Below are 22,638 nucleotides of genomic sequence, written 5' to 3' on the forward strand. Positions count from 1 at the left end.
GAGCCGGATCGGCGACCGCGATCCCGGTCGCCGCCGACATCGCGCCGAGGGCGAATACGACAGACACGATCGCCACCCGGGCGATATATGAAAATGGCGAACGCATAGCTACTCCATCATCAGGTGGCCTTGACCACCTTGCCTGGTCATCGTCGACCCGGTTCACCACAAAGTAGCGAGTGTTCAGTAATATTTCTAGTTGGTAACAAGAAGTTCTATCGTAACGGCGCATCGCGTCGAAGGGCCCGTCAAGCCATTGCAACCGCTCAGCTGAGTGGTCTTGGGCGAACCTTCCGGGCCCCCTCGTTCCCGCCCGGCGAGGTTTCACCTCCCCTTGGACCGGGCCTGCCCTCGCTGGGCGGGCATTTCGAAAGGCCCCGTCCCAGTTTTGATTCTGATTCCTAGGAGGAGTCGCTCTCTGATGTTGGAGAAGTTCACCTACACCACCTCCGCCGGTAAGACGCTCAGCTTGCCGCGCATGGAGAACATCCCGTTCGGGTTGATCCGCAAACTCCGTAAGGAGGACGACGCCGAGCAGTTCTTCGCGCTGATCGAAGGTGTCGCGACCGCGAAGGATCTCGCGGTGCTCGATGCGATGACCCAGGCCGAGGTCAAAGAGTTGATGGACGCCTGGCAGAAGGACTCGACCATCTCGTTGGGGGAATCCTCGGGCTCCTGAGCTTGCTCGACAAGCATCAGGACGCCGTCGAAGCCGATCTCATCCGCGCTGGCCTGCGGCTGCGCAACGTCGGCACCGCCGAGTTCGACTGGCGCGACCTGCTGGTGCTGATCCGCCAATCCGCGCGCGAGTCCGCGCTCATGGCCGCCGCCCACCCCGACGCCGCCCGGTGGGGACAAAGCGAGTTCCTGCTGGCCGAGCTGGTCGATCTGACCGCGCTGCTGCTGTGGGCCAAAACGAAAGACGGCGCGAAGAACCGCAACCGGCCGCGCCCGTACCCGCGTCCCGGTGTCGAGGACCCGGGCGCTCGTCGCGTCACCGGCCATGCCGTCCCGTTGACCGAAATCCGAGACCGATTGCGCACCTTGCGCACTCACGCCGCAGAGAGGGGGTGAACCTGCGATGACTGCCGGTGGTGTCGAACTCGGCACCGGGTACGTGTCGCTGGTCCCGGCCACCGGCTCGGAGTTCACCAAGGGCGTGGACGGCGCGCTGGGCCAGGCCCAGGGCAGCGCCGACTCCGCGGGCCGGTCGATGGGCGCGAGGTTCGCGTCCGGGTTCACCGGCATCTTCAAATCCGCGGTCGCCGCAGGCGGTCTCGGGGCAGCGGTGTTCGGCGGCACCGCCCTGAAGTCCGGCTTGCAGCGCCTGACGACGATCCAGAACGCCACCACGTCGCTGACGACGATCATGGGCGACGCCGCCCAGGCCGGTCAGTTGATGGAGGAGGTCAAAAAGACCGTCAACGGCACCCCTTTCAATCTCGATCAGTTCGCTGATGTGGCGAAAAACCTGGTGGCCATGAATGTTCCGGCCGCGAAGGTGCCGGGATATCTGACCGCGATTGGTGAGGCCGCTGCCGCGTCGGGTAAGGGCGCTGAGGGTGTGTCGCAGGTCGCGGACGCGTTCGGGAAGATGGCCGCCACCGGCAAGGTCTCCCTCGACGAGGTGTGGACGGTCTCGCACGCGGGTGTGGACGCGCTCGGCATCCTCGCCAACGGGTTCGGTGTCACCACCGAGCAGATGCAGAAGATGATCTCCAAGGGTGCGGTGCCCGCGGACAAGGCCCTGGACCTGCTGGCCGAGGGCATCTTGCACGGCTCCGACGGCGCGGCCGGGGCGACGGTCGCCCTGGCGGGCACCATGGCCGGACTCCGCCAAACCCTGACCGGCGCCTCGGGCGGGTTCAAGACCGCCATGTCACGCTTCGGCGCCGGGATCCTGGCGCCGTGGCTGCCGGTCGCGACCACCGCGCTGACCGGGCTCGCGGGCGGACTGGACAAACTCACCCCGAAGATCCAAGAGTTCATGGCGCGCCTGGCCGACTCCGGCGCCGTCGAGCGGTTCACCACCGCGATGCAGAACCTGCCAGCGACGATCGATCAGGTCACCAGTCGTGTTGGCACGCTGGACTTTTCGTCGATCACAGACGGAATCGGCTCGGTCGTCAGCTCTCTCACACAGCTCAGCACCACCACCGCCCAAAGCGGCGACAGTGGCGGCGGGTTCTGGTCGAGCCTGGTCTCCGGAATCAGCGGACTCGGCTCCGCGCTGGGCGCACTCGGCGGCGACGCGATCACCGTGCTCACCGCCGCCCTGGGCGGATTGAGCGACGTACTCGGCGTGCTGGCCGATCATGCCGGGCTGGTCACCCCGCTGCTGATCGCGATGGCAGGCGCGTACGTGACCAGCCAGACCGTGCAAACCGCCTACGAGGCCGCGAAAGTCATACAGACCCCGGCGATGTTCGCGCAGCTGGCGATCCAACGCCAGCTCACCATCGCGATGACCGAGCACACCGCCGCCCTCACCGCCAACACGCTTGCGACCGGGGTGAATACGGGCGAGCAGACCGCGCAGACGGCCACCTCCGTGCGCGCCAAGGTCGCCGCCCTCGCCTCGGCCGCCGCCTCCCGGATCGCCGCCGCCGCGCAGTGGCTGTGGAACGCGGCATTGACCGCGAACCCGATCGGCCTCGTGATCGCCGCGATCGCCGCCCTGATCGCGGGCCTGATCTGGTTTTTCACCCAGACCGACACCGGGCGCGCGATCTGGGAAACCGTGTGGGGCGCCATCCAATCCGCCGTCTCCGCCGCCTGGGACTACATCAAACCGGTCTGGGCCGGATTCCTGGAAGCGCTCGGCTGGATCGGCGACAAACTGGGCTGGCTCTGGTCCAACGTGGTCTCGCCGGTGCTCGGCTGGATCGGGGACGCGTTCTCCACCTGGTGGACCGGGGCCCAGATCATCTTCGAGTACTGGAAGGTCGCGCTCGCCGACGCCGGGAACGTCGTCTCGGACTGGTGGTCGGTCATCCAGCCGACCTTCGGGTTCGTCGGTGACCTGGTGTCGGGCTGGTGGTCCGGGGTACAGGTCATCTTCGGATTCTGGGGCGACGCGCTCAGCGCGGCGGGCACGGTGGTGTCCGGGTTCGCCGACGGCGTGCAGGCCGGGTGGCGGCTGATCGGGGCCGCGATCGACACCGGGAAACGCTGGTTCACCTCGCTGCGTGACGTGGTGGTCGAGGCGATCGGCAAGATCCTGGAGTACTGGGACAAGATCAAAAAAATCGTCGGGACCGTCGGCGATGTCGCAGGCAAGATCGGCTCCACGATCGGATCCGCGGTCAGCCACGTGATTCCCGGTCTCGCACAAGGCGGTTCGGTCAACGGACTCGGCGGCCCCACCTCCGATTCGGTCCCCGCGTTGCTGTCGGCGGGCGAGCATGTGGTCACCGCGCGTGAGGTCTCCGCTGTCGGTGGGCATGCCGGTATGTATCGGCTGCGCGCGGCGATGCGCACCGGTGCGCTGCGATTCGCGGCCGGTGGCGCTGTCCCGAAAGGCATTAAGGATGCGCTCGCCGCTGCGCGCGGAGTGACCGGGCACCCGTACCTGTGGGGCGGGGTCGGCCCGGAACGGTTCGACTGCAGTGGATTCATCTCCTTCTTGCAGCGGGTCGCGATGGGGATGGCCGATCCCGCGCGGCGGCTCTACACCACCCTGGACCTGCTCGCCGGACGCCTGGCCGGGCTCGAACCCGGCCTCGGGCCGCCCGGCACCTTGATTCAGGTCGGTGTGAACACCGACCACATGGCCGCGACCATCGATGACCAACCGGTCGAAGCCGGTGGCTCCCACGGCACCTCGCGCCTCGGGCCGCCCGCCGTCGACGCGACCGACCCGCAATTCACCCACCAGTTCCATCTGCCCAACGAACTGATCGCGGGCTGGGCCGACGGCGCGCGCAGCGACACCGCAGGGGGTGGAGCTGGTTCTCGGCCGGGGAAGAAGCAGACGTGGACCGAGGAGGACGACACCAAGCTGGCCTCGGCACAGACCGCGGTCGAGCAGGCCAAGGCGCGGCGCGACAAGGTCTACGCTGACGCCAAGAAAACCGACGCCGACCGCCGCCAGGCCGACCTCACCGTGGAGAAGGCGGAACAGAAAGTCGTTGCGCTGCAGAAGCGCAAAGACGATATTGCGTCCGGTGCCGCTGACGCCCCGCCGCCGCAAGCGCCTGCGCTGGAGCACCGGTTCAGTGAGGAGGAGCTGGCGCGGATCGATGCCCAGGTGGCGGTGGATTCGGCCAACGAGCGTCGCAACGAGGTGTATGCCGATCTGGAGGCGAGCCCGAACGAGCGGCTCAAGGCTGATGCCGAACTCTCGCGTGCCCAGGACAAGCTCGACGAGCTGGCGAACAAGGGCAGCAAGGTCCAGGGCCGGGTCAAAGACTTCGTCACCGATGTCGCGGGCATGGCATTCGATGCATTCTTGGAAGAGCTACCCGGCGGGATCGGTCAATCCCGTTGGTGGAGCATCGATTACAGCCCACTGCTCGAGGCCGGGCAGAGTCTGTCGCAGCGCGCGGCGCAAGCGATCGGGCCGCTGCCGGTGTTCACCCCCGAAGCGGTCGGCGCGCAGCTGGGCTATACCCCGGCCGTGGGTCAGCCGCCGCCGCCGTGGTGGGACAAGTTGCGGCCCAAGGTGTTCGACACCGGGGGTTGGCTGCGCCCGGGTGAAGTCGCGATCAATCTCTCGCGCCGCCCGGAGCCGGTGCTGTCGTCCCCGGCGCAAATGGCCGCGTTCATGGGCGGGTTCACCCCGACGGGTGCGGGGGTGGACGCGAGTATGCGGATCGACACCCTCAACACCGGCATGAGCGCCGCGGAGTTCCGCCGCGAGTGGGCCGCGATGCAGCTCGCGCAGCGCCAGCGCGCCAAGACCTGGACGCCACGATGAACATCAGTGAGGCCACCCGAATCCTGGTGGAAGGCGCGGGCGGGCAGCGGCTCACGGTGGCCGGGCCGGGTGCCGGCAGTGACGGTGTGGTGCTGGCGGATGTGGAGTCCGGCACCGAGTTCGAGGACTTCTTCGAGGCGCAGACCACCACGATCTGGAACGCGACCGCGTTCCAGATCGGGGCTGACTTCGGTGGCATGCGGGAAGAGAAGTTCGACTTCTCCCTCGCTTTCCACATCCTCGCCACCCCCACACTCTCGTGGCGTGGCGTGTATGAGCGGTTGCGGCAAGCGTTTTCGTTCAAACGCGACTCGGGTCTGCGTGCCGAGATCGGGGACAGCAGTCGTCTGCTCACCGTCCGCCTGGGGGCGAAGCCCGCGGTGAAGGTGTCCGGTGATCCGAACGCCGACGGCTACGCGCTGGTGGTGGTGCCGCTGGTGGGTGCGTATCCGCGCTGGTGCGAACCCGACGTGACCTCGCAGTGGGTGACCACGACAGATACCACCGGCGGCGGGACGGAGTCCGGGTGGGTGACGGTCGCGAACCCGCTGCCGGTCGATTACGAGATCTGGCCGCGCTGGATCGTGCAGGGCAGCAAAGCAATCGTGTGGACGATCCCCGACTTCTCCTGGGGCTCGGACGAGTTCGAGCGGGCAGACATCGACAAGGACCGCAAGATCGTCCTGCCGCCGCTGCTCGAAGGCGAGCATGTCGTGATCGACACCGACCCGCTGACCCGCAACGGGCAGGGCAACTCGTCGATCGACACCGAGTTCTACGCTCGCATGAACGGCCGACGCTTGCTCTACCCGCTGCCCGGCAGCACCCCGGAGACGAAGATCCCGGTGTCGGTGACCGGCGCACCTATCGGGGCGGGGATTCAGGTCCGGTGCCCGCGGCCGTGGCCGCGCCCGTGGGGTGGCCTGGATTGACCGCGACCACGGCGACGATCGACTTCGACGCCGTCTTCACCGACATCGCCGCACGCCTGAAAGCCGAGACAGCGCGGCGGAGCGCGCGGCCGTGGGTTCGGATCTGGGACGGCAACTGGGTGTTGCGCGGTGAGGTGTATCGCGAGCTGTCGGCGGAGTTTTCGCTGATCGCCAACGACACCGGTATCGGCACCATCGAACTCCCGGCCTCCTATTACCTGGCGCGGTGGATGACCGCCCATCATGAGCGGTCGACCCAGAACATCCACGTGACCGTGGACCGCGATGGGGCGAGATGGTCGGGCACCCTCGATGATCTCGAACTCGACCGCGACGACCAGGGACATCGCATCGTGCGGGCGACGTTCAAGCACGACACGGAGCACCTACGGCACATCCTCGCGTTCTGTAATCCGTTCACCCCGCCCGAATTTCAGTTCCCGAAGACCTGGGCGTGCGTGACCGGCGACACGGAAGTCCTTGTCCGCGAACAGGGCCGGACCGTGGCGCGGCCGATCCGGGAACTGACCGGACGGCCGTGTGAGGTGGTGGTGCAGGGCCGGGCGTACCGGTCGCTGACCGGGTCGTGGAGCAACGGGATCAAACCGGTGTGGCGGCTGGCCACCGAGACCGGGAAAGCGATCGAGCTGACCGGTGACCACAAGGTCCTCACCCCGGACCGCGGCTGGGTGCCCGCCGAGGACATCGGCGTCGGCGGCCGGGTGGTCACCGACCACGGCCACAGCGACACCGTCACCGCGTTCGAATTCGTCGGCGAGACCGAGGTTTTCGATATCGCCGTCGAACACGTGCACCGGTTCGTCGCGAACGGGATCACCGTCCACAACTGCTTCGGGCCTGCCCGGTGGGCACTGAAGCTGACCCTGTTCCTGAACCTGCTCCGCCTCGAGACGCACGCGTGGACGGTCCCGACCACCGACCCGCTAAACCCGAAAGCCTGGCTCAACCTCGACATGTCGTCCTGGTCGCAGGTGGTGGTGCCGCACTCGATCCTCGACGACCACTCCCCATTCGCCATCGTGCACTCGCGGTTCAAGACGATGCACGAGGTCAGCAAACGCATCGTCGAAGACGCGCAACTGATCTGGGAGCCACGCCGCTGGCTGACCGGCGACCCGCCACCGTGGCCAGGGGCCAAGGTCCGTCATGGCGCGATCGTGTGGGACCTGGTCGACCGCTCCGGCTGGGACACCGAAACCTCCTTCGGTGGAACACTTTTCGACGGCCTCGTCCGTGCGGTCACCAGGATCGGTGCGGACGGGTTCACCGAGACGGTCGAGGAAGTCAAGGATCCGACGTTCCCCGAGGAGTATTCACAGCCTGGCTGGAAGGGCACCGTGCCCAGAGCGCCCGGGATCATCCTGCGCGACGGCGACCACTCAGCCATCACCTCGCTGAACTTCCACTGGCGGCCCGCGACCGATATCGGGTTCGTCACCGGCGGTCACTCCCCGGAGCTGGTGAACGGCCTGATCGGGGCCACGGTGAGTCTCCTGGGCGACCTCGCGGCTGCTGCCTTGGTGGTCCCGCCCCTGGGCGGCACGGCCTGGGAGCTGCTCAAACCGCTCATGACCGACGTCGTCGGCGCCTTCCAGAAACGTCACGACCGGAACCGGGAGAAACGTCTCGGGAACTCGGTCTTCCACGAAACCTGGTGCGACGGCGCCGACCGCGCCTACAGCCTCAACGCACTCACCGCCCTGCGCACCGGCCGCTGGCGGACCCGCGAGCAAACGAGCCACACCGTGCGCGTGGTCGACGGCTACGACGGACTGCGCATCGGCCAGCACGGGCGCGGCAACGCCTGGCTGGGCACCCGCATCGGCACCACCGTCCGCGAGTGGGGCACCCCCGGCCGCGTCTACGTCGACCGCATCACCGAACTGGTCCTGGCCTGGGACCGCACCACCACACCCACCTGGGAGATCACCGTCGGCGCCCGCGAGCCCGACGACCCCGTCGTGAAGGGACTGGAAATGCTCGACGAAATCACCGGCGTCGCACGAGATCTGGCGGTGCTGTGACCGGATTCTGGACCCTCGACGCGATCGACCCGAACGATCCGGAGCAGCGGTTCCTGCCTGCGCTGCAAGCCATCCCGATCATGGGCCGCACCCCGATCATCTTCCCCGAACCGATCGCCCGCGTCATCTCCAAACATCTGACCGAAGCCGGATGCCCGCCCATGGATCCGGCGTTGGCGAGCAAGAAGTTTCAGCGCCCGTATCGCGGGGAGCCGACCATCTTCAACCCGGCCGGGCAGTGGGTCGACAAGGATGCCGTCGATCCGGAGCCGGTGGTGATCCAGGACCCGGCCGCGATGACCGTGCGCGAACGCGAAGCTCAGGTCGAGCGGCTGCGGTATCTGGGCTACCGCATCAACGAACCCGAACCCGCTGTCCCGACGGCGCAGGTCGTCGACACCCTCGACACCCCGCCCCGGTTCGACCCGGGCGCGCATTCGGTGCGGGAGGTCAACACGTATCTGCGTGATCTCGGCGACGACGACCGGATCGAACGTCGCCGGGTCCTGCACGCCGAGCGCCATGGCAAGGGGCGCAACGGAATTCTGAAACGTCACGAGGAGAACTGACTTGGGTTTCCGCACTGTCTACGACTACGAGTGGTCCGAGGCGGGGTGGCGGATGTGCGACCGCGACGAATGCGAGATCGCGGCCGTGCCATTGGAATTCATCGACACCGCACCCATTCGCTCCGGCGACCCCGTCACGATTCTCGGTGCGTGGATGTTGTGGTACGACCGGCACGTCGAGGAGATCGAGTCCCCGGTGTGGGGCTGGTCGACCACCAACGACGTCCCCGACAGCAACCACCTCGCCGGCGTCGCCGTCGATCTCAACGCACCCCGCTACCCGTGGGGACGGTTGACCATGCCCGCCGACCGCGTCGAGCGGGTGGTCGAGGGCCTGGGCCTGTTCGAAGGCACCGTGTTCTGGGGCCGCGACTGGTCGCGGCCGGATGAGATGCACTACCAGCTCGGCTACCGCGAAGGCGATCCCCGCATCGCCGAATTCGCGGCGAGGCTACGCGCCGGGCATCTGGGTCCGTACGGGCCCGAACCGGTACCGCCGCCCGCGCAGCCCGGGTTCAGCCCGTACGTGGCCGAGGCGTTCACCCAGCTGCTCCCGAACGCCGGGAGGCCCTGACATGGGGACCGAGTGGGCCGATGTCTCCCAGTACCAAGGCATCCCGGTCGACGCGGACTATCCGCATCCGATCCTGTGTTTCCGCACCAGCTCCGGCGCGACCACCGACACCCTGGCCGCCGAGAACGCCCGCCGCGCCTGCGAACTACTCGACGCGGGGCGCCTGCAGGCGGTGATCGCCTACTACTTCTACTGGCCCGGCGAACCCAACTGCGACTTGCACCGCGAGATCTTGGAACGGGCCGGGTTGTGGGGGCACCCGCGGCTGATCTCGATGATCGATGTCGAAGGCGCACCGATCAACGGGGACAAGAGGATTCGCGGTGACCGGTCCGAGGAGATCAACGACGAGGCCGGGCGGCTGGCGGGCTGGCACGGCGACCCGCGCCGGGTGATCGGGTATTGGAACCCGGTCGCCGACCCCGAACTCTGGCCGACCCGCCCGCCCTGGTTGCGGTTGGTCGTCCCGTCCTACGGCCGCCCGCCCGGTTACCCGTTGCGGACCCCGCCGGGGTTTCTCGCGCACCAGTACACCTCGACCGGCCGGTGCGCGCCGTGGCCCGGCGATGTCGACCTCAACTACACCGCCCTCGAGCTACCGGAGCTGTTGGCGGAGTTCGGAATCCACCGAGGAGATGAAGGAGTAATCGTGTCCGATCCCGTTGTCGAGGGTGCTGCCCAGCTGCATCCATTCCCGGGCCGTCTGCGCCAGATCAACTCTCCCGAGCACGTCGGCCCGTCCACCCGCACGCCGGAGCAGCCGTGGCCCAACGACATCTGGAGCGATACCTGGAACGAAGTGGTGTGGGACGGCTTCACCCTCCCGGACGCGGCCGATCCGGAAGTTGAGCGGCACAGCCTGATCGGCTGGGTCCTCGACACCGCCGCGCGGGTCCGGGCTGTGGAGGTGAAGCTCGACCGCGCCCTCGGGGGCGCACAGGAGCGCTGATGGGCCGCCACAGCTTGCCCGACGCGCCGTCGCAGGTGCGCTACCCATGGCGCACCGTCCTGCGCACGGTCTTCCAGTTGATCATCGGACTCGCAGCAGCCATGCCGACCCTCGTCGGCGAACTCGGGTTGCCGCCGACCGCGGGTGTGGCTGGGGCGCTGGCGATCTCGGCGGCGATCACCCGGCTGATGGCGATCCCCGCAATCGACGACCTGCTGACGCTGGTCGCGCCGTGGTTGTGCGCCGAACCAGGAGCGCCTCGTGGCGACGTGGCTGACCGCTGACCTGGTCCAGGCCGTAGGGGTCTCGATCGCCTCGGTGGTGGGTGCGTTCTCGGCGTGGCAGGCCCGCCAGGTGCGGCAGCTGCGCGAACGCATCGAGGTCCTCGAGGCGCAGATGGCGCGCGAGCACGCGAGATTCAAGGCCGCGGTCCGGCTCATCCGCTCCCAGCTGCGCTATATCGACCGGCTACGCGGGTTCATCACCTACCCGGTGCCCGGTGAGCCACCGCCGGAACCGGATTACGAGATCCCTCCTCTGCTCGAGGACGAGATCTAACAGGTGAGCACGCCTGGTGCGTCCGCCCCCGACGGGTCGTTCGTACTGGGTAGTGCCTTCGGGCAAGGCATCACCGAGGACTCCGCGCGCGCGGTCGCGACGGGCGGGGTGCTGGCGGTGTGGGAGCGCTATCAGCAGCAACTGCACGACAAGGTCGTCAACGTCATCGACGATCACTCCCAGTCGATCACCGAACTGCGCCAAGCCTACGAGCAGCTCACCCTGCACGGGCGCACGATGGTCTACCGCGGCAACGACTCCTACACCCCCACCAAGGGACTCATCGCGGTCGAGGTGATCCTGCTCGCCGGTGGCGCGGGTGGTGCGGCTGGCCGCTGGGACATTGTCGGGGACCGGCGCATGGCTGGCGGCGGGGGCGGTGGGGGCGGGGAGGTCCACCACACCATTCCCGCCGCCCTGCTCCTGGTCGACGCCAATGGGAATTTCCTGCCGATTCGGATCGTCATCGGCCGGGGCGGAGCGGGTGGAACCGGGGACGCCGAGCCCGGCCACGGCGGCGGGGACACCACATTCGGGGATTTCCTGATCGCCGGTGGCGGCCAAGGCGGCCATGGCGAGCCCCAGGTCGGCGGGATCGGTGGCCGGGGTGGTGCCGGCATGATTCCCGGCGGCGACGGCGGCAAAGGCGCCCCCGCAGGGCTGACCGCCCCTCCCACCCCTGCGGGTGCAGGAGGGAAATCGGTGTCCCCCTACGACTTACACGGCGGCGGGGGAGGCGGCGGTGGGGGTGGCGGCTTCGGTGGTCCCGGCAACGCGGGCGGTCAAGGTGGTATCTCCCCGGGCGGGCTACCCGGCCGGGACGGGCAGCCACCGTCGAAGGTCGTCACCACCGGCGGCGGGGGCGGTGGCGGTGCACCGGACGCGAATTCCAGTGGCGCGCACGGCGCGTTCCCGTCCGGAGGTGGGGGTGGCGGGGGTGGTGGGATCGGCCCGCCACGCGGCAACGGCGGCAACGGCGCCACCGGAATCCTCTACGTCATCGAACGATTCGCCTGATGCGGGCGATCCTGCGCGTCTACACCTTCAACGACACCTGGCACAAACCCGCCCTGCTGGAATCGATCGAGATCATCGACCGCGCCGGAGGCGGCGGCGGAAACCCCACCAGCGGTGGGGGCGGGGGCGCGGCGGTGCGCCTGGGTCGCCTCCGTGCCGCCGACCTGCCCGAGACCGCCGCGATCATCGTGGGCCCCGGCGGTGGCCCCGGCGCGGACGGCGGGCCCAGCGCGTTCGGCGAACTTGTTGTCGCGCAGCCCGGCCGGGGCGCGGACTCCGGCGGGGCCGGGGGCATGGCCGTCATGCGCGGCGGCACCGGCGGCGCGCAGGGACGGCCCGGGGAATCGGTGTCCTCCGGGGTGGTCACGTTGCTCGCCGGGGGCGGTGGGGGAGCCGGAGCCGGATCAGTCGGCGGCGCATCGGGGCTCGTCCCCGCGGGGAGGAGTCGGCCGCCGTTGTGGCAGAGCGGGCAATCCGGGAGTGGCGGAAACCCCGGCCAGCCCGGCGGGTTCCCGGCCGGGGGCGGGGGAGCGGGCGCGCCCGGTGCGGCCGGGCTGCTGACGGTCATCGAGTACCTCTACGACCCACCCGCCACCGGAGCACCGGATCCGGTGCCCACCTGACCGTTTCACCCTCGCATTCGCGAATCGTCTGATCGGAAAGGCTGTTTCATGGCTGACGCTGTCCTGCACATTGATAATCTCGGCGGCTACGCCGGGCCCGCCCGCTGCTACAAACTCGACCCGCCCGTGCGGTTCGGTGACACCGACCACGAGTACGTGACCGTGTGGGTGCAACCCCGGTTGCCGCATCAGAACGCGGAGGTGGCCGTGGTCGCGGCGACCGCCAGCGGTGCGTGCGCGACGATGTCGGTGATCCGCCAACCGGGCAGCCACGTCCTGCACACCGACCCCGCCACCACCGACGATCTCGACGCCTGCCACGCCAAGGCCCTGGACCTGTTGGGCTACCGGCACACCATGCCCGATCCCGTCCCGTAGCGCGTCACGCGACAACCGATCCGGCCCCGGCCCGCATTCGTGCGGGCCGGGGCCGAATTCGTGTGTGCGGCGGGCGGTGTCGGGGTTCGGTTATTCGAGTACGGCGCGTTCGGCTGCCGCCCAGTCGCGTGGGCCGAGGGTGAACACCGTCATCGGTTCGGCTGCGCCCGTGTCCTCGATCGCCGCGATCAGCTGCGCCGGTGCCAGGCCGGGCCGCGCGGTGGTCGCGTCGCAGACCGCCGCCTGCGCGGGCAGGCCCTGCCAGGTGCCGTCGGTGAACAACACCACCGCCCGCCCCAGGGCCGGGGCGTCGGGCACCACCCACGCCACCTGCAGCCCGTCCTCGAACCACCGGTCACCCGGCCGGAAATCCCGCACCCGCAACACCTGCGCCCGCGAGTCGCCCATTCCCCTGCTCCTTTCGATGAATTCCCGTGGCGGGGCCGCCGCTATCACCCGGCCGCCCCGCCTGCCTGATGGGCTAGCGTGCGGCGCGGGTGCGGCCGGTGAGGTAGATCGCGGCGAACGCGGCGGCGCACCAGGCCGTGGCGCGCAACACCCCGCCCGCTACGTCGCGGCCCCGTGCGGGCGCGGCGTCGGCCGTGGTGTCGTTCCACGGCAGCGGGTCGGTGAATCGGTAGTCGATTGCCCAGCTGTCCGCGCAATCCCGGCACACCGTCGTATCGTGAGCGCATTTACGGGGGTTGCCCACCACCGGGATCCGCACGTTCTCGATCCGGTGGATCCATTCCGCGGACTCGTTCGGTTGGTACGAGGAATCCAATAGTGCGCCTACGGTCATAGTATTGCCGAACATTGTTGTGGCCCTCCATGTTTCGGTTGTCCGGTGTTTCGTACGCACCGAACATTGGCATGGTTCCGGCCACAACGGAACCCATTTGCGCGAGTCTTGTTTCGTTGAAACATGTTGGGGCAAAAGGTGTTTCGCAAAATCGAGTTGATCGTGTCGCGGTGTGCCTTTAACGTCGTGGCTGCCCGAAAAACAAACAGCCCCAGCCGGTGCGTCGAACACCGGCTGAGGCCCGAACACGGAGAGGAAACCTCCGCAATGAATAGCCTATCGATCCGCGTCCACGACGACCACCTCATCGTCGACGCACCCTACAACCCGCACTTCCACGACCGCGCCGACGAACTCGGCGGCACCTGGATCCCCGAAACCAACACCTGGCAATTCCCGCTGGACGACGAGCCCCGGGTGGCGCGATTGACCCGCCAACTGTTCCCGGCCGAAAACCCCGGCCCCGCGCACGAATTGGAGATCGCGCAGACCCAGGCCCTGCTGCCGGTGCCGGTCGATGAGCAGGACGAGCGTGCGGGGGTGAGTGTGAACCAGCGTCGCGCGGATCTGCTCGATCGACTAGAGACCCTGGTCGAGGAGGTCGTCTGGATCCACACCGCACTACGCACTCTGGGCTGACCGACCCCATGCCCGGCGCTGTCACCAAGATCCCCTCGCGTCCTGGCGGCGGTGCCGGGCGCTTTTCCATTGCAGTGGCTCTACTGGATCCGTTTGTTGCGACAAGCGGGAGGCTCAGTATGTGCGTCGTCTGCGTTCGTGGTACGCGCGGCTGCGCGGGGTTAACCCAGACGGATCCTGCTTCGGGAGGATTGCCGGTTTGGCGGTCAGACGCAGTGCCTCGCGAATGTCTTCTTCGGTCAACCGCCACGTGCGCCCGATTTTGTGACCGGGAAGTTTTCGTGCTCGCAACTGCTTCAGGTACCAATCGGTGGATTGACCGAGTCGTTCAGCGCCTACGGAGACCGGCACGGTCGTATCGGCTGGCACCACCTCCGAGGGTGACGTGGCAGACTCGCCAGCCCCGGCCAATGCATCGTCGCCAGCCGACACATCGCTCCTTCCCGTTGTGACTGGTTGTCAACCACGGCGGTCCAACATCACCCGGGTAGGCCATGCGTTTCAGGCCGTATGGCCTACCCGGCCAGCCGCATTATCGGCATCATAGTTGGCCTATTGGCTTCTACGGCTGGCTATTTTGAGGGGATCAATAGGCGCGCCATTCATCGGGAATGACGCGACCCTATTGTAGGCCGCATCGGATTAGCTGAGTGTGGTTGTGCGCCAATGAGTTCCATATGCTGCGAAAATGTAGAATGTCGGAGATGGGTGCATTCGTGCAGTTGCGCGAATATGTCTGTCTCGAAACCGTTGCGCGCCGCTGAGTCTCATCGCGGCGGCCCTACGACTCGTTAGTCGGATGGCTCGGCTAGATGGGTACCCTCATGCGCGGTGCTCAGCGGCCGGTACTCGGCGTTGCAATCTCCAGCACCCTATGTGCTCAGCCGTCGACTCCAGCGCTTCGTCCACTCCGCGGCACCACTTGCCCCGCACTGACTTTCGTCAGCGCCCTCGGCCCGCCGCCGGCGTCCGCGGCAACCAACTCAGGCTGCCGCGAACTCTCCGATCCCGATTCGATCGACTCGAGGCCCTGGTCGAGGAGGTTGTCTGGATCCACACCGCGCTACGCACTATGGGCTGACCGGCCCCTTGCCCGGCACCGTCACCAAGATCCTCGCATCCCGGTGGCGGTGCCGGGCTTTCTGTTGTGCAGGGTCAGCTAGCGCGGTGTGACCGCGCCGATGGGAATCAGCCGCTGCGGGCGTCGCGGTAATCGGTGGGGATTGCGACACTTGGGTGGTCGCGGAAACGTGGTCGTGGCAATGGGTCTGGGGTTCAGGCGTACTCGTCGGGGTACCTGTCCTGTCCGAAGCTGGCGTCGGAGATCGCGTCGCGGAGTCGGGCGTAGACGACCAGGACCGCGATGTCGAGCACGGGGCGCGCGATGCGCAGGATCGGTAGGGCGATGAGCCCTGCCGCGACGACATATCCGAGCCGGGCGACGATGCGGGTGGGGGTGGTTTGCAAAGGGGATACTCCTCATCAGGTGTTGTGCGGAAAGCGAACTGGGCCGGGTGGTTTACCGCTGGCCTCGGCGACGGCGATGGTGAGAGTGCGGACGATCTCGTCGAGGTCGTCCAGCACCGCCTGCAGGTGCGGTCCGAACTCGATCGGCGGATCGGTATCGGCGGTGGGTATTGGCTGTTGCTGTAACGGCATTGCGGGGGCGGACCTAGGCGTCGAGACTCCGGTCGGCGAACCCGTCGGCGGCGGTGACGGCCTCGGCGGCCGAGGCCGCCGACGCCTCACGCACTAGCTGGCCGTCCAGGTCGCGGATCGTCCACGAGCATGACCTGCCGGTGGTGAGGCGGATCGTGCCCGTCGCCTTCGGATACTGCTGGTGCAGCCTCGGTTGTCCGCCGTCGCTGGAGTACTGCCAGCCGTTCACCGCGTAGTACGGCGCGATGACGGCGTCGCCATCGCCCTCACTGCCGGATGTGGGCAGGGCCGTATCCATCACCGGTCGCCCCGCCTCGTCAGGGGCCGATGAACAGGCTCTCGCAGGGCAGTCGGGGCAGCCCTTCCAGGGCATCGGATGCCTCGTCGATGACTTCTATTGGCTCGCATCGTTTTTCGCTCCAATCGTGGATGAAATGCCATGCCGCGACAGCATTGGCGCGGTAGTCGACGACCGTCCCGCCGAGCCGGACCCGAAGATGCACGTCCTCGGGGTCCTCGGCTGCGGGGTCGGCCATGACGGCTCACCGCCTCGGTAACGGCCTGCTGCCCGGCCGCGCGGACGCGCTCCGGCGCGGCGGCACAGTGGTGGTCGCGGGCTGGAAGCGGTGCCGCAGCGCGGCCACTTGGCCGGAGCGGGCCAGGGCGGGGATCGGTAGCGGCTCGGTCGGGTATTTAGTCGGGTGTTTGCCTGTGCGCTGGACGTTCTCGCGTTCGGTGTCGGAGCGGGTCGTGTTCTCGCCTGGGTTCTGGCGTGGCCAGTCCGACACCGGCGCGCACGGGCGAGACGGTTGCCCGGTCAGCCGGACCGACGCGACGATCATCGCCGCGAACCCCGCCATAGCCAGCGCGTACACCAGCGTCTCCGGCGTCACGGGGTGCCCCCGTCCGCCTGTAGCTTCGCGGCTATCTGCTGGCCTTGCTCGGCGAGCTTGTAGGAATTGACCCGCCGCAGATAACCGTGACGAGTCAGCCACGTCGCGGTCGCCTGCAGTGCCGTCACCGGTTTCTTGAGCTGCTTCGCTAGTTGCACCAAGGAGTGCGGCTGGCCATCGGCCAACGCCGCGATCACCTTCACCTGCAGCTCGGTCAGCTCCTGGCCGGTCACCGGCTCGCCTCTTTGGTCGTGACCCGGATCGTTGCGTCGACGACATCTCCGAACGGCGGGAACTCGCCCAGCGGTGTGATCCATTTCCGGCGGTCGGAACCTGGTGTGGGGAGGGCGATTTCCTCACCGGGCAGCACCAGGAGCGTGCCGCTGCGGCTGGACAGTGTGGAGATCATTGCCGCGAGATCATCGGCGGGCAGGGGCCTTGCGGTGATGAACATCCACACCGCCGATCGCACCGAGACGATCGGAACCTTGCGTGGCAGCAACGTTTTCGCGATCTTGGTGCCACGCGTGTCCGAGGTCAGCACGGCGGCGTACTGATCCGAGATCAGCGTCAGCGCCTTGGTTGTCGAGCTGAGGAAGGTGGCGCAGCGGAATGCGGCCATGTACTGCTGACGGCAGGCCGCCAAGTCGTGGACGTGTGTTTGGACGTCCGGAATCACTGTGGGACTCATTAGAACTCCGTGATGCTTTCGAGCAGCACCTCAACTGGACTGCAGCAGATGGTTCCCAAAGCCGTTGTGAGGCACTGTCTGTTGGTGGCTTAGGTCCACTGAGCTGGCGAATACTCACGCTGGCTGCGTAACCAGGGAACATTCGAGAAACGGAATCCCCACCGGGGAGTAACACGTTGGACGGGTACGCTCCAGGGTGGCTCGATGACCGCCAGCTGCACCGCCTCGATCGCGGTGAGACCCACGTCTTGCGCGAGTTCTGCGGTCGCCGTGACCATTTCCGCGATCTGGATGGCGCGGATGGCCTGCTCCTTCGTCAGCGTGCGGCCCGGCAGAAAAGAAACCGCCCACCCACCCATGCCGACCGACTTGGCCCGATGGGCACTGCGGTCGCTCACGATCCACGCCTGATCTACCTGCACAGACATCGTTCCTCGATCCACCGGCGACGCCGGATCCGAACCCTCCCACCCTGTGGCGGCTATCACATCAGAAGCGTAAACATGTAAACCAGACAAGGCAACCGATCTAAGAAGTTTTCTTGTTCAGGTATGCGGTAAGGTTGCCAGTCGAGCGAAGGAGGTTCGTACCATGGCGCCGATGTCACCGACCGTCTCTCGATGGGAACTGGTGCTGCGTATCCGCCGTCGGCGAGAGCAGCTCGGCGTGGATGTCGCCTCGATCCTGAAAGCGCTCAGCATCGCGAAGGCGTACTGGTCGCTGTTCGAAAACGATCGGCGACTGATCCCAGAAGAGAAGCTCCGGACACTGTTCACCGTCCTGGAATTCGACGAGGAAGAACAAGCTGAGCTGCTGGAGCTCCGTTCTGCGGGCAAGGAGCGAGGCTGGTGGACTCGATACAGTGCGCTGTTCTCCGACGAGACGATGCGCCTGTGGGGCATGGAGTACGGAGCCGTCAGCGTCCGCTGCTGCGAAAGCGTGATGATCACCGGACTGCTACAGACCGCCGACTACGCCCGTGCGGTGATGTCGACCGACACCACCTTCATTCGGCAGGCCGAGGTCGAACAACGAGTCGACGTTCGCATGAAACGCCAGGAGCGGCTATTCGGTGAGGACCCACTCGAACTGAGTTGCCTGATGAGCGAGGCGGCACTGCTGCAACAAGTCGGTGGTCCCGAAGTCCTCAAAGGTCAACTCGACCACCTGATCTCACTGCTTGAAGAACACGAGAACGTCGACATCCGAATCCTGCCGTTCAGTGCGCGCGGCGGGCTACCGCAAGGTGGCGCAACCTTCTACCTGTTCGACTACGACGGGCCGGTTCTGCCTACCCTGGCCTGGCACGAGTTTCCCGTGCTGGCCGGATTCATCGACGACGCCGAGAAGGTGCAGGCGTTGAACGTGAGCTTCTCGCTGGTCGAGTCAACAGCGCTCAGCCGGGCCGATTCCCTGGCCCTGATTAAGCAAACCGCACGTGAGATAGGCTAAAACGCATGAGCACGACACCCCGCCCGATGCGAACCGGATGGTTCAAATCATCGTTCTCCAACCAAGGAACCAACTGCGTAGAGGTTCGATTCGACGGCGATGTCGTACTCGTGCGAGACAGCAAATATCTGCGCAACCCAGCGAACGACCCAACCATCGAGCCCGTCATCCGAATGAGGGCCGCCGACTGGGCCGCGTTCCTCGAGGCCGCACTTGGTCGAAGTGTCCTGGACGTACCCGGCCTCCCCGCCATCGACCACCACCCCGATGGGAACATCTCTCTGCGCGCCCCCGACAAGTCGTTGACCTACACCCCAGACGAGTGGCTGGCCTTCGTGCGAGGGATCCAAGCCGACGAGTTCGCCGCCGTGGCGTAACTCTGTGGCGTAAGTCAACTGGCTTCGTTCATGGTCTGCGACGGCACTTGTCCGTGAACTGTGACGGCGTTCGCGCCCGGTAGGGACCAGGGTTGTCCGCGAATGTTGACGGTATTTGAGGCGCTAGTTCTTGGTGGCGGTAAGGACTTCCAGGGCAACTGGTTCGGTGAACTGCCCGGTGGGATCGATGGCGAGCAGGGCGTCGGTGACCGCGTCCTCGAAAGCGGCCTGCCGGTCTCCAAGCAGTCGGTGAAGTGGCAGCGAGGTCGAGTAGAGGTAGCCGATGGCTTGTTCGATGGTCCAGGGCCGTAGGAATTCATAAACCTGCCGATTCACCTGCCGGAAGGGCGAATTGGCGAGGACTTGTTCATGTGTCTGGCGGGGGTCTGCCGTCGGGGTCGGGCCGTGTTGCTGGTCCGGCGGCAGGAAGTGGCGTTGGACTTCCTCGATGGTCTGCTGCCATGTCGTGGTCGGCCGGATCAGACAGCTGTCGTTGGCGATGACCAGGGCGCCGTTGTCGTCGACCATCTCATCGAGAGCGATGAGGACTTGTTCGCGGTCCATCCAATGGAATGAGCGACCCATGGTGACCAGCCTGAAGTGACCGAGGCCGCCCGGGAGATCCGCTGAATTGCCTTGTGTCCAAGTCACGTTGGTGACAGATTGCTCTCGTGCTTGCAGACTGGCTTCGGTGAGCATTTCGGGCTCGGGATCCATGCCGACGGCTTCGGCAACGTGGGCTGCGAGTGGGAGGGTCAGTTGACCGGTGCCGCAGCCGAGATCGAGCAGCCGGCCGGTGCCGTCGAGGCGCAGGCGCTGGATCATGTCGTCGAGGAACTCTTGCGGATAGCTGGGTCGGTAACGCGAATAGTGCCAGGCGGTTCCCGCGAACAGACCGCCGTGCGAACTGTCGTGCTGATCGGTCGAGTCCACTTTGTTGCCCCCTTCAGCGCCGCCCGTCCGACTGTGCCCCGATGACAGCGTGCTTCAGGACGGTGGCGGCCGATGTGACCCAACGTTACTGGCGTCCAAGCTGATTCGTTTCTCCGGCGAGTTCGATGTGGTGTTATCGTTTGGTGCGGCGTGCCGGTCGTTCGGTAGTGGGTGGGTCGGGTTGTTGGCTGGTCCGGCCGCCAGCGGCGGGCAGTGCGGCTTTGGTGTGGGCCAGTGGTAGGAATCGATACCGGTCTCGATGATGTTGCCGCTGAAAGTGAGCCTGTCGACAACCGGCGGCTGCGGCCACACCGAGGTCAGCGCCGCATCGACCGTCCGCCAGCCCACCCGTACTCGCGCTCCAACGCCTCGACTTGCCTGGGGTCAGCCGAGGGAGCGCCAACCACTCCACGGGCGCGGGCCATGACGGCCCTGGACACAGGCGAGACGGTGCAGGGCTTGATCGCGGTCAGCGTCGTTGGTAGTCGCGCTCTGCGCAGCCATACAGGTCATCCGGAACTCCCGGATATCGCGTAGGAGTTCGAAACCTGCCCATGCGGTGACATCGTGCCCGTAGACCTCACAGAACGAGCGATAGTCCTCAGCGGTGATCCAGGCGAAGGACGAGTGTTTGATCGCGGTGTGGACCAGGTCCCATTCCGGTGGGCCGAACGAGGTTCGCTCGAGGTCGAGGAACAGCACGGTGCCGTCGTCGGCGGCTACCACATTGCCGACCCAAGCGTCGCCGTGGATGACGCACCACGGCAAACCATCGGGCAGCTTGTCCCAGCGAGACCGCAGCTCGTCGAGATGTTCCCGCATCCAGACGCGATCTCGATCGGTCAGGAATAGAGCGGATTCGATGCGCTGGTCGAGTCGGACGAACGGGGCCACCACGCCGAGGTCGAATGAGGTTGGTCGCGGAAGATTGTGCAGCTGACGGAGGGCGTGTGCGACCTGGGATGGAGAGCCGTGGTGGTGTGGGGGGAGTTCGTGCCAGAAGGTGACCGCGCGATCGTCGACGATCGCAGGCTGATCGATCCCGGCGATGGTTCTCACCGCGGGGACGTGTGATGCTTCCAGCCACCGGGCGACTTCGACTTCTCTTCGTGCGGCGGCTTGTTGTCCCGGTCTAGCTATGCGAGCTATCACGCCGTCTTGCAGCCTGTAGATCGCGTTCTCGCCGACCCGCAAAGGCGTGGCGTCGGTGGCGTCGAATCCGACTTGTGCGCACGCGTTTTCGAGCACTGTCCGGAGTGTGCTGGTTGGATCCATGGTCATACTCCGGCCAGAGTGGTTCCGATGCGGTCCGATAGCTGTTGTGTTCGTGGGGTTTTACGGTGGATGGCGAGGGTCTGCAGGTCACGTAAGTCGTCGGCAGCGCGGCGCGACCGCAGATTGCTCAGGTCGGTGAGGGCGTGGTCGCCCACGGCAGCGGCCTCGGCCGGATCACTGGTCAGCATGAGCAGCGAAGCGAGCTTGGTCGCGGAGATGCCACGGGAGCGCTTGAACTGATCGGGGTGACCCGCCACCGCGGTGGCAAGCCGGGTGCGGGTTTCGGTGACGCAGTGGCCGTGGATGGCGAGATCGTAGAGGGCGTGGCCGGTGTCGCCGCAGTGCTGGGCGAGGTCGTAGTAGGCCATCCAGGCCGGGTCGTTCGCCGGGCGGGTATTCGAGAATTCACGGTCGGCGTGTTCGATCGCGCAAAGGGTGTCGCGGACGTTGCCTTGTTTGGCGTAGGCGCGTGCTTGGGCTGTATAGAGCATCGCTCGTTCGGTCGCGGTGAGCCGATCGGGGTGGTCGAGTGCCTTGGTTATGGCGGTCAGACCGCGTTGGGGGTCGCGGCACCAGATCGCTTGGCGGGCTTGGGAGGACAGCACTTTCGCCCGCAGATGCCACAACCCGCCCTTCTCGGCACACGACAGGGCTAGGTCGAACATGTTCCGGGCTTCGTCGTGGTGGTAGGAGTCGAAAGCCATGAAACCGCCGGCGTGGGCGAGAAACCCGACAGCGGCGTACAACTCGACCCGTAGTGCTGGCGTGCAGTGTGCCTCGAGCAGACTCTCGGAGTATTGCACCTGGGCGAGGACCGCTTCGCGGACGAGCCCACCGCCGTAAGCATGGTCGAGGGAGGTGAAGATCTGCGCGGCGGTGCGAATCCGATCGATCTCTTCCTGATCGACGACCGCCGGGACTGCGGCCTGCGCGAGGAGGCGACGCAGCGGGGTAGCCGCGACCGCTGTCGCGGTAAGGGCAGCGGTGCGCAGGAACTCGTGTCGATCCACCTCATCGAGCGTATCGGGGACGGCGAGGACATCGACGAGCTGACGAAACCGCTCCTGCTCATCGGGGGTGGCCTCCTTGAGAGCGGTATCGAGGGCTTTCTGGGTGCGAGGCAGCATCCGGATGGTCCCGCCGCGAGAGTTCCACTTCGTCACCGATTTGGCATCCACACCGAGTCGATCGGCGAACCCGCGCACGGTTTGGCGCGTCGCGGTACGCAGAGCCGCTGCTTCGAATCCGGTCCACTCCCGCCCCAAGATCATCGCATCAGTTTCCCCTCGGTGACCTGTAGTGATCCCACGCTAGTCCCACGCCGGTGCCACAGCGGTGAGTTCCGCAAAACACT

The 22,638-nt window shown here is 66.7% G+C and carries 29 protein-coding genes; 16 read left to right on the plus strand and 13 right to left on the minus strand.

All coding sequences use genetic code 11. The features are described 5' to 3' along the window. Window positions 1-421 precede the first annotated feature (421 nt). Genes ACIA76_RS29095 through ACIA76_RS29155 form a run of 13 tightly spaced genes read left to right on the plus strand, consistent with a single transcriptional unit; the run spans window position 422 to window position 12,563 of the window. Window positions 422-679 carry a hypothetical protein gene (locus ACIA76_RS29095; protein WP_397156174.1) on the plus strand — a complete coding sequence of 86 codons (258 nt, stop codon included), beginning with the start codon at window positions 422-424 and terminating at the stop codon, window positions 677-679. A gap of 2 nt (window positions 680-681) precedes the next feature. Continuing rightward, complete coding sequence (locus ACIA76_RS29100) at window positions 682-1,074, plus strand: DUF5361 domain-containing protein (protein WP_397156176.1); 393 nt, start codon at window positions 682-684, stop codon at window positions 1,072-1,074. Between the two features lie 7 nt (window positions 1,075-1,081). Further along, on the plus strand, window positions 1,082-4,918 hold the full coding sequence (locus tag ACIA76_RS29105; protein ID WP_397156177.1) for a tape measure protein: 3,837 nt from the start codon (window positions 1,082-1,084) through the stop codon (window positions 4,916-4,918). Further along, complete coding sequence (locus ACIA76_RS29110; RefSeq protein WP_397156179.1) at window positions 4,915-5,850, plus strand: phage tail protein; 936 nt, start codon at window positions 4,915-4,917, stop codon at window positions 5,848-5,850. The genes ACIA76_RS29105 and ACIA76_RS29110 overlap by 4 nt, the downstream gene beginning before the upstream one ends. Then, window positions 5,847-7,895 (plus strand): Hint domain-containing protein, encoded by a 2,049-nt coding sequence (locus ACIA76_RS29115; RefSeq protein WP_397156181.1) that lies wholly within the window; start codon window positions 5,847-5,849, stop codon window positions 7,893-7,895. The genes ACIA76_RS29110 and ACIA76_RS29115 overlap by 4 nt, the downstream gene beginning before the upstream one ends. After that, the gene (locus tag ACIA76_RS29120) at window positions 7,892-8,464 is read left to right on the plus strand and encodes a DUF2744 domain-containing protein (protein ID WP_397156183.1); all 573 of its coding nucleotides are present in this window, start codon (window positions 7,892-7,894) and stop codon (window positions 8,462-8,464) included. Before ACIA76_RS29115 ends, ACIA76_RS29120 begins: the two co-directional genes overlap by 4 nt. 1 nt (window position 8,465) lies before the next feature. Next, a complete protein-coding gene (locus ACIA76_RS29125) occupies window positions 8,466-9,038 on the plus strand; it encodes a M15 family metallopeptidase (protein WP_397156185.1) in 573 nt (190 codons plus the stop codon). A gap of 1 nt (window position 9,039) precedes the next feature. Continuing rightward, window positions 9,040-9,987, plus strand: coding sequence for a hypothetical protein (locus ACIA76_RS29130; RefSeq protein ID WP_397156187.1), 948 nt, complete (start codon window positions 9,040-9,042; stop codon window positions 9,985-9,987). After that, window positions 9,987-10,271, plus strand: coding sequence for a hypothetical protein (locus tag ACIA76_RS29135; RefSeq protein ID WP_397156189.1), 285 nt, complete (start codon window positions 9,987-9,989; stop codon window positions 10,269-10,271). The genes ACIA76_RS29130 and ACIA76_RS29135 overlap by 1 nt, the downstream gene beginning before the upstream one ends. Further along, entirely contained in the window at window positions 10,249-10,545 is a 297-nt protein-coding gene (locus ACIA76_RS29140) for a hypothetical protein (RefSeq protein WP_397156191.1), read from the plus strand. The genes ACIA76_RS29135 and ACIA76_RS29140 overlap by 23 nt, the downstream gene beginning before the upstream one ends. A gap of 3 nt (window positions 10,546-10,548) precedes the next feature. Further along, window positions 10,549-11,562, plus strand: a complete 1,014-nt coding sequence (locus ACIA76_RS29145; RefSeq protein WP_397156193.1) for a hypothetical protein — start codon at window positions 10,549-10,551, stop codon at window positions 11,560-11,562. Next, window positions 11,562-12,185: a hypothetical protein gene (locus ACIA76_RS29150; protein WP_397156195.1), complete on the plus strand. Its 624-nt coding sequence runs from the start codon at window positions 11,562-11,564 to the stop codon at window positions 12,183-12,185. Before ACIA76_RS29145 ends, ACIA76_RS29150 begins: the two co-directional genes overlap by 1 nt. 48 nt (window positions 12,186-12,233) lie before the next feature. Then, window positions 12,234-12,563, plus strand: coding sequence for a hypothetical protein (locus ACIA76_RS29155; protein WP_397156197.1), 330 nt, complete (start codon window positions 12,234-12,236; stop codon window positions 12,561-12,563). A 90-nt stretch (window positions 12,564-12,653) separates the two neighbouring features. Here the strand turns inward: ACIA76_RS29155 and ACIA76_RS29160 are convergent, their stop codons facing one another. Next, the gene (locus tag ACIA76_RS29160) at window positions 12,654-12,971 is read right to left on the minus strand and encodes a hypothetical protein (protein WP_397156198.1); all 318 of its coding nucleotides are present in this window, start codon (window positions 12,969-12,971) and stop codon (window positions 12,654-12,656) included. 73 nt (window positions 12,972-13,044) lie between these two features. Then, entirely contained in the window at window positions 13,045-13,380 is a 336-nt protein-coding gene (locus tag ACIA76_RS29165) for a hypothetical protein (protein ID WP_397156200.1), read from the minus strand. 252 nt (window positions 13,381-13,632) lie between these two features. On the opposite strand from ACIA76_RS29165, the gene ACIA76_RS29170 reads away from it, so the two are divergent. Continuing rightward, a complete protein-coding gene (locus ACIA76_RS29170) occupies window positions 13,633-14,004 on the plus strand; it encodes a hypothetical protein (protein ID WP_397156202.1) in 372 nt (123 codons plus the stop codon). 1,275 nt (window positions 14,005-15,279) lie between these two features. Here the strand turns inward: ACIA76_RS29170 and ACIA76_RS29175 are convergent. The 8 genes from ACIA76_RS29175 to ACIA76_RS29210 all read right to left on the minus strand — a co-directional run bounded on the left by ACIA76_RS29175 (window position 15,280) and on the right by ACIA76_RS29210 (window position 17,675). Continuing rightward, window positions 15,280-15,471: a hypothetical protein gene (locus tag ACIA76_RS29175; protein ID WP_397156203.1), complete on the minus strand. Its 192-nt coding sequence runs from the start codon at window positions 15,469-15,471 to the stop codon at window positions 15,280-15,282. A gap of 15 nt (window positions 15,472-15,486) precedes the next feature. After that, window positions 15,487-15,663, minus strand: coding sequence for a hypothetical protein (locus tag ACIA76_RS29180; RefSeq protein ID WP_397156205.1), 177 nt, complete (start codon window positions 15,661-15,663; stop codon window positions 15,487-15,489). Window positions 15,664-15,676: 13 nt separating this feature from the next. Then, entirely contained in the window at window positions 15,677-15,964 is a 288-nt protein-coding gene (locus ACIA76_RS29185) for a hypothetical protein (RefSeq protein ID WP_397156207.1), read from the minus strand. A 16-nt stretch (window positions 15,965-15,980) separates the two neighbouring features. Beyond that, entirely contained in the window at window positions 15,981-16,199 is a 219-nt protein-coding gene (locus tag ACIA76_RS29190) for a hypothetical protein (RefSeq protein ID WP_397156208.1), read from the minus strand. Between the two features lie 6 nt (window positions 16,200-16,205). After that, complete coding sequence (locus ACIA76_RS29195) at window positions 16,206-16,556, minus strand: hypothetical protein (RefSeq protein WP_397156210.1); 351 nt, start codon at window positions 16,554-16,556, stop codon at window positions 16,206-16,208. Next, entirely contained in the window at window positions 16,553-16,789 is a 237-nt protein-coding gene (locus tag ACIA76_RS29200; RefSeq protein WP_397156212.1) for a hypothetical protein, read from the minus strand. The genes ACIA76_RS29195 and ACIA76_RS29200 overlap by 4 nt, the downstream gene beginning before the upstream one ends. Next, window positions 16,786-17,247 carry a hypothetical protein gene (locus ACIA76_RS29205; RefSeq protein WP_397156214.1) on the minus strand — a complete coding sequence of 154 codons (462 nt, stop codon included), beginning with the start codon at window positions 17,245-17,247 and terminating at the stop codon, window positions 16,786-16,788. Before ACIA76_RS29205 ends, ACIA76_RS29200 begins: the two co-directional genes overlap by 4 nt. A gap of 89 nt (window positions 17,248-17,336) precedes the next feature. Next, entirely contained in the window at window positions 17,337-17,675 is a 339-nt protein-coding gene (locus tag ACIA76_RS29210) for a hypothetical protein (protein WP_397156216.1), read from the minus strand. 172 nt (window positions 17,676-17,847) lie between these two features. Between ACIA76_RS29210 and ACIA76_RS29215 the strand changes: the two genes are divergently transcribed. Together ACIA76_RS29215 and ACIA76_RS29220 are read left to right on the plus strand one after the other, a co-directional pair. Further along, a complete protein-coding gene (locus ACIA76_RS29215; RefSeq protein ID WP_397156218.1) occupies window positions 17,848-18,699 on the plus strand; it encodes a Scr1 family TA system antitoxin-like transcriptional regulator in 852 nt (283 codons plus the stop codon). Between the two features lie 5 nt (window positions 18,700-18,704). After that, on the plus strand, window positions 18,705-19,076 hold the full coding sequence (locus ACIA76_RS29220) for a DUF397 domain-containing protein (protein ID WP_397156220.1): 372 nt from the start codon (window positions 18,705-18,707) through the stop codon (window positions 19,074-19,076). 123 nt (window positions 19,077-19,199) lie between these two features. On the opposite strand, the gene ACIA76_RS29225 is transcribed toward ACIA76_RS29220, so the two are convergent. The 3 genes from ACIA76_RS29225 to ACIA76_RS29235 form a co-directional block, all read right to left on the minus strand. Beyond that, on the minus strand, window positions 19,200-20,009 hold the full coding sequence (locus ACIA76_RS29225) for a class I SAM-dependent methyltransferase (RefSeq protein WP_397156221.1): 810 nt from the start codon (window positions 20,007-20,009) through the stop codon (window positions 19,200-19,202). A 384-nt stretch (window positions 20,010-20,393) separates the two neighbouring features. After that, the gene (locus tag ACIA76_RS29230) at window positions 20,394-21,290 is read right to left on the minus strand and encodes a phosphotransferase (protein ID WP_397156223.1); all 897 of its coding nucleotides are present in this window, start codon (window positions 21,288-21,290) and stop codon (window positions 20,394-20,396) included. Further along, window positions 21,287-22,555: an XRE family transcriptional regulator gene (locus tag ACIA76_RS29235; RefSeq protein ID WP_397156225.1), complete on the minus strand. Its 1,269-nt coding sequence runs from the start codon at window positions 22,553-22,555 to the stop codon at window positions 21,287-21,289. The genes ACIA76_RS29230 and ACIA76_RS29235 overlap by 4 nt, the downstream gene beginning before the upstream one ends. Between the last annotated feature and the right edge of the window lie 83 nt (window positions 22,556-22,638).

This window comes from Nocardia sp. NPDC051570 (genome assembly GCF_044454005.1).
Lineage (GTDB): Bacteria > Actinomycetota > Actinomycetes > Mycobacteriales > Mycobacteriaceae > Nocardia.

What these genes read in the sequence shown, in the direction of transcription:
- ACIA76_RS29095 (WP_397156174.1), top strand. Translation starts at nt 422, where the DNA reads ATGTTGGAGAAGTTCACCTACACCACCTCCGCCGGTAAGACGCTCAGC.
- ACIA76_RS29105 (WP_397156177.1), top strand. Translation starts at nt 1,082, where the DNA reads ATGACTGCCGGTGGTGTCGAACTCGGCACCGGGTACGTGTCGCTGGTC.
- ACIA76_RS29110 (WP_397156179.1), top strand. Translation starts at nt 4,915, where the DNA reads ATGAACATCAGTGAGGCCACCCGAATCCTGGTGGAAGGCGCGGGCGGG.
- ACIA76_RS29130 (WP_397156187.1), top strand. Translation starts at nt 9,040, where the DNA reads ATGGGGACCGAGTGGGCCGATGTCTCCCAGTACCAAGGCATCCCGGTC.
- ACIA76_RS29135 (WP_397156189.1), top strand. Translation starts at nt 9,987, where the DNA reads ATGGGCCGCCACAGCTTGCCCGACGCGCCGTCGCAGGTGCGCTACCCA.
- ACIA76_RS29150 (WP_397156195.1), top strand. Translation starts at nt 11,562, where the DNA reads ATGCGGGCGATCCTGCGCGTCTACACCTTCAACGACACCTGGCACAAA.
- ACIA76_RS29155 (WP_397156197.1), top strand. Translation starts at nt 12,234, where the DNA reads ATGGCTGACGCTGTCCTGCACATTGATAATCTCGGCGGCTACGCCGGG.
- ACIA76_RS29160 (WP_397156198.1), bottom strand. Translation starts at nt 12,971, where the DNA reads ATGGGCGACTCGCGGGCGCAGGTGTTGCGGGTGCGGGATTTCCGGCCG.
- ACIA76_RS29165 (WP_397156200.1), bottom strand. Translation starts at nt 13,380, where the DNA reads ATGTTCGGCAATACTATGACCGTAGGCGCACTATTGGATTCCTCGTAC.
- ACIA76_RS29170 (WP_397156202.1), top strand. Translation starts at nt 13,633, where the DNA reads ATGAATAGCCTATCGATCCGCGTCCACGACGACCACCTCATCGTCGAC.
- ACIA76_RS29180 (WP_397156205.1), bottom strand. Translation starts at nt 15,663, where the DNA reads ATGCCGTTACAGCAACAGCCAATACCCACCGCCGATACCGATCCGCCG.
- ACIA76_RS29190 (WP_397156208.1), bottom strand. Translation starts at nt 16,199, where the DNA reads ATGGCCGACCCCGCAGCCGAGGACCCCGAGGACGTGCATCTTCGGGTC.
- ACIA76_RS29205 (WP_397156214.1), bottom strand. Translation starts at nt 17,247, where the DNA reads ATGAGTCCCACAGTGATTCCGGACGTCCAAACACACGTCCACGACTTG.
- ACIA76_RS29210 (WP_397156216.1), bottom strand. Translation starts at nt 17,675, where the DNA reads ATGTCTGTGCAGGTAGATCAGGCGTGGATCGTGAGCGACCGCAGTGCC.
- ACIA76_RS29215 (WP_397156218.1), top strand. Translation starts at nt 17,848, where the DNA reads ATGTCACCGACCGTCTCTCGATGGGAACTGGTGCTGCGTATCCGCCGT.
- ACIA76_RS29220 (WP_397156220.1), top strand. Translation starts at nt 18,705, where the DNA reads ATGAGCACGACACCCCGCCCGATGCGAACCGGATGGTTCAAATCATCG.
- ACIA76_RS29230 (WP_397156223.1), bottom strand. Translation starts at nt 21,290, where the DNA reads ATGACCATGGATCCAACCAGCACACTCCGGACAGTGCTCGAAAACGCG.
- ACIA76_RS29235 (WP_397156225.1), bottom strand. Translation starts at nt 22,555, where the DNA reads ATGATCTTGGGGCGGGAGTGGACCGGATTCGAAGCAGCGGCTCTGCGT.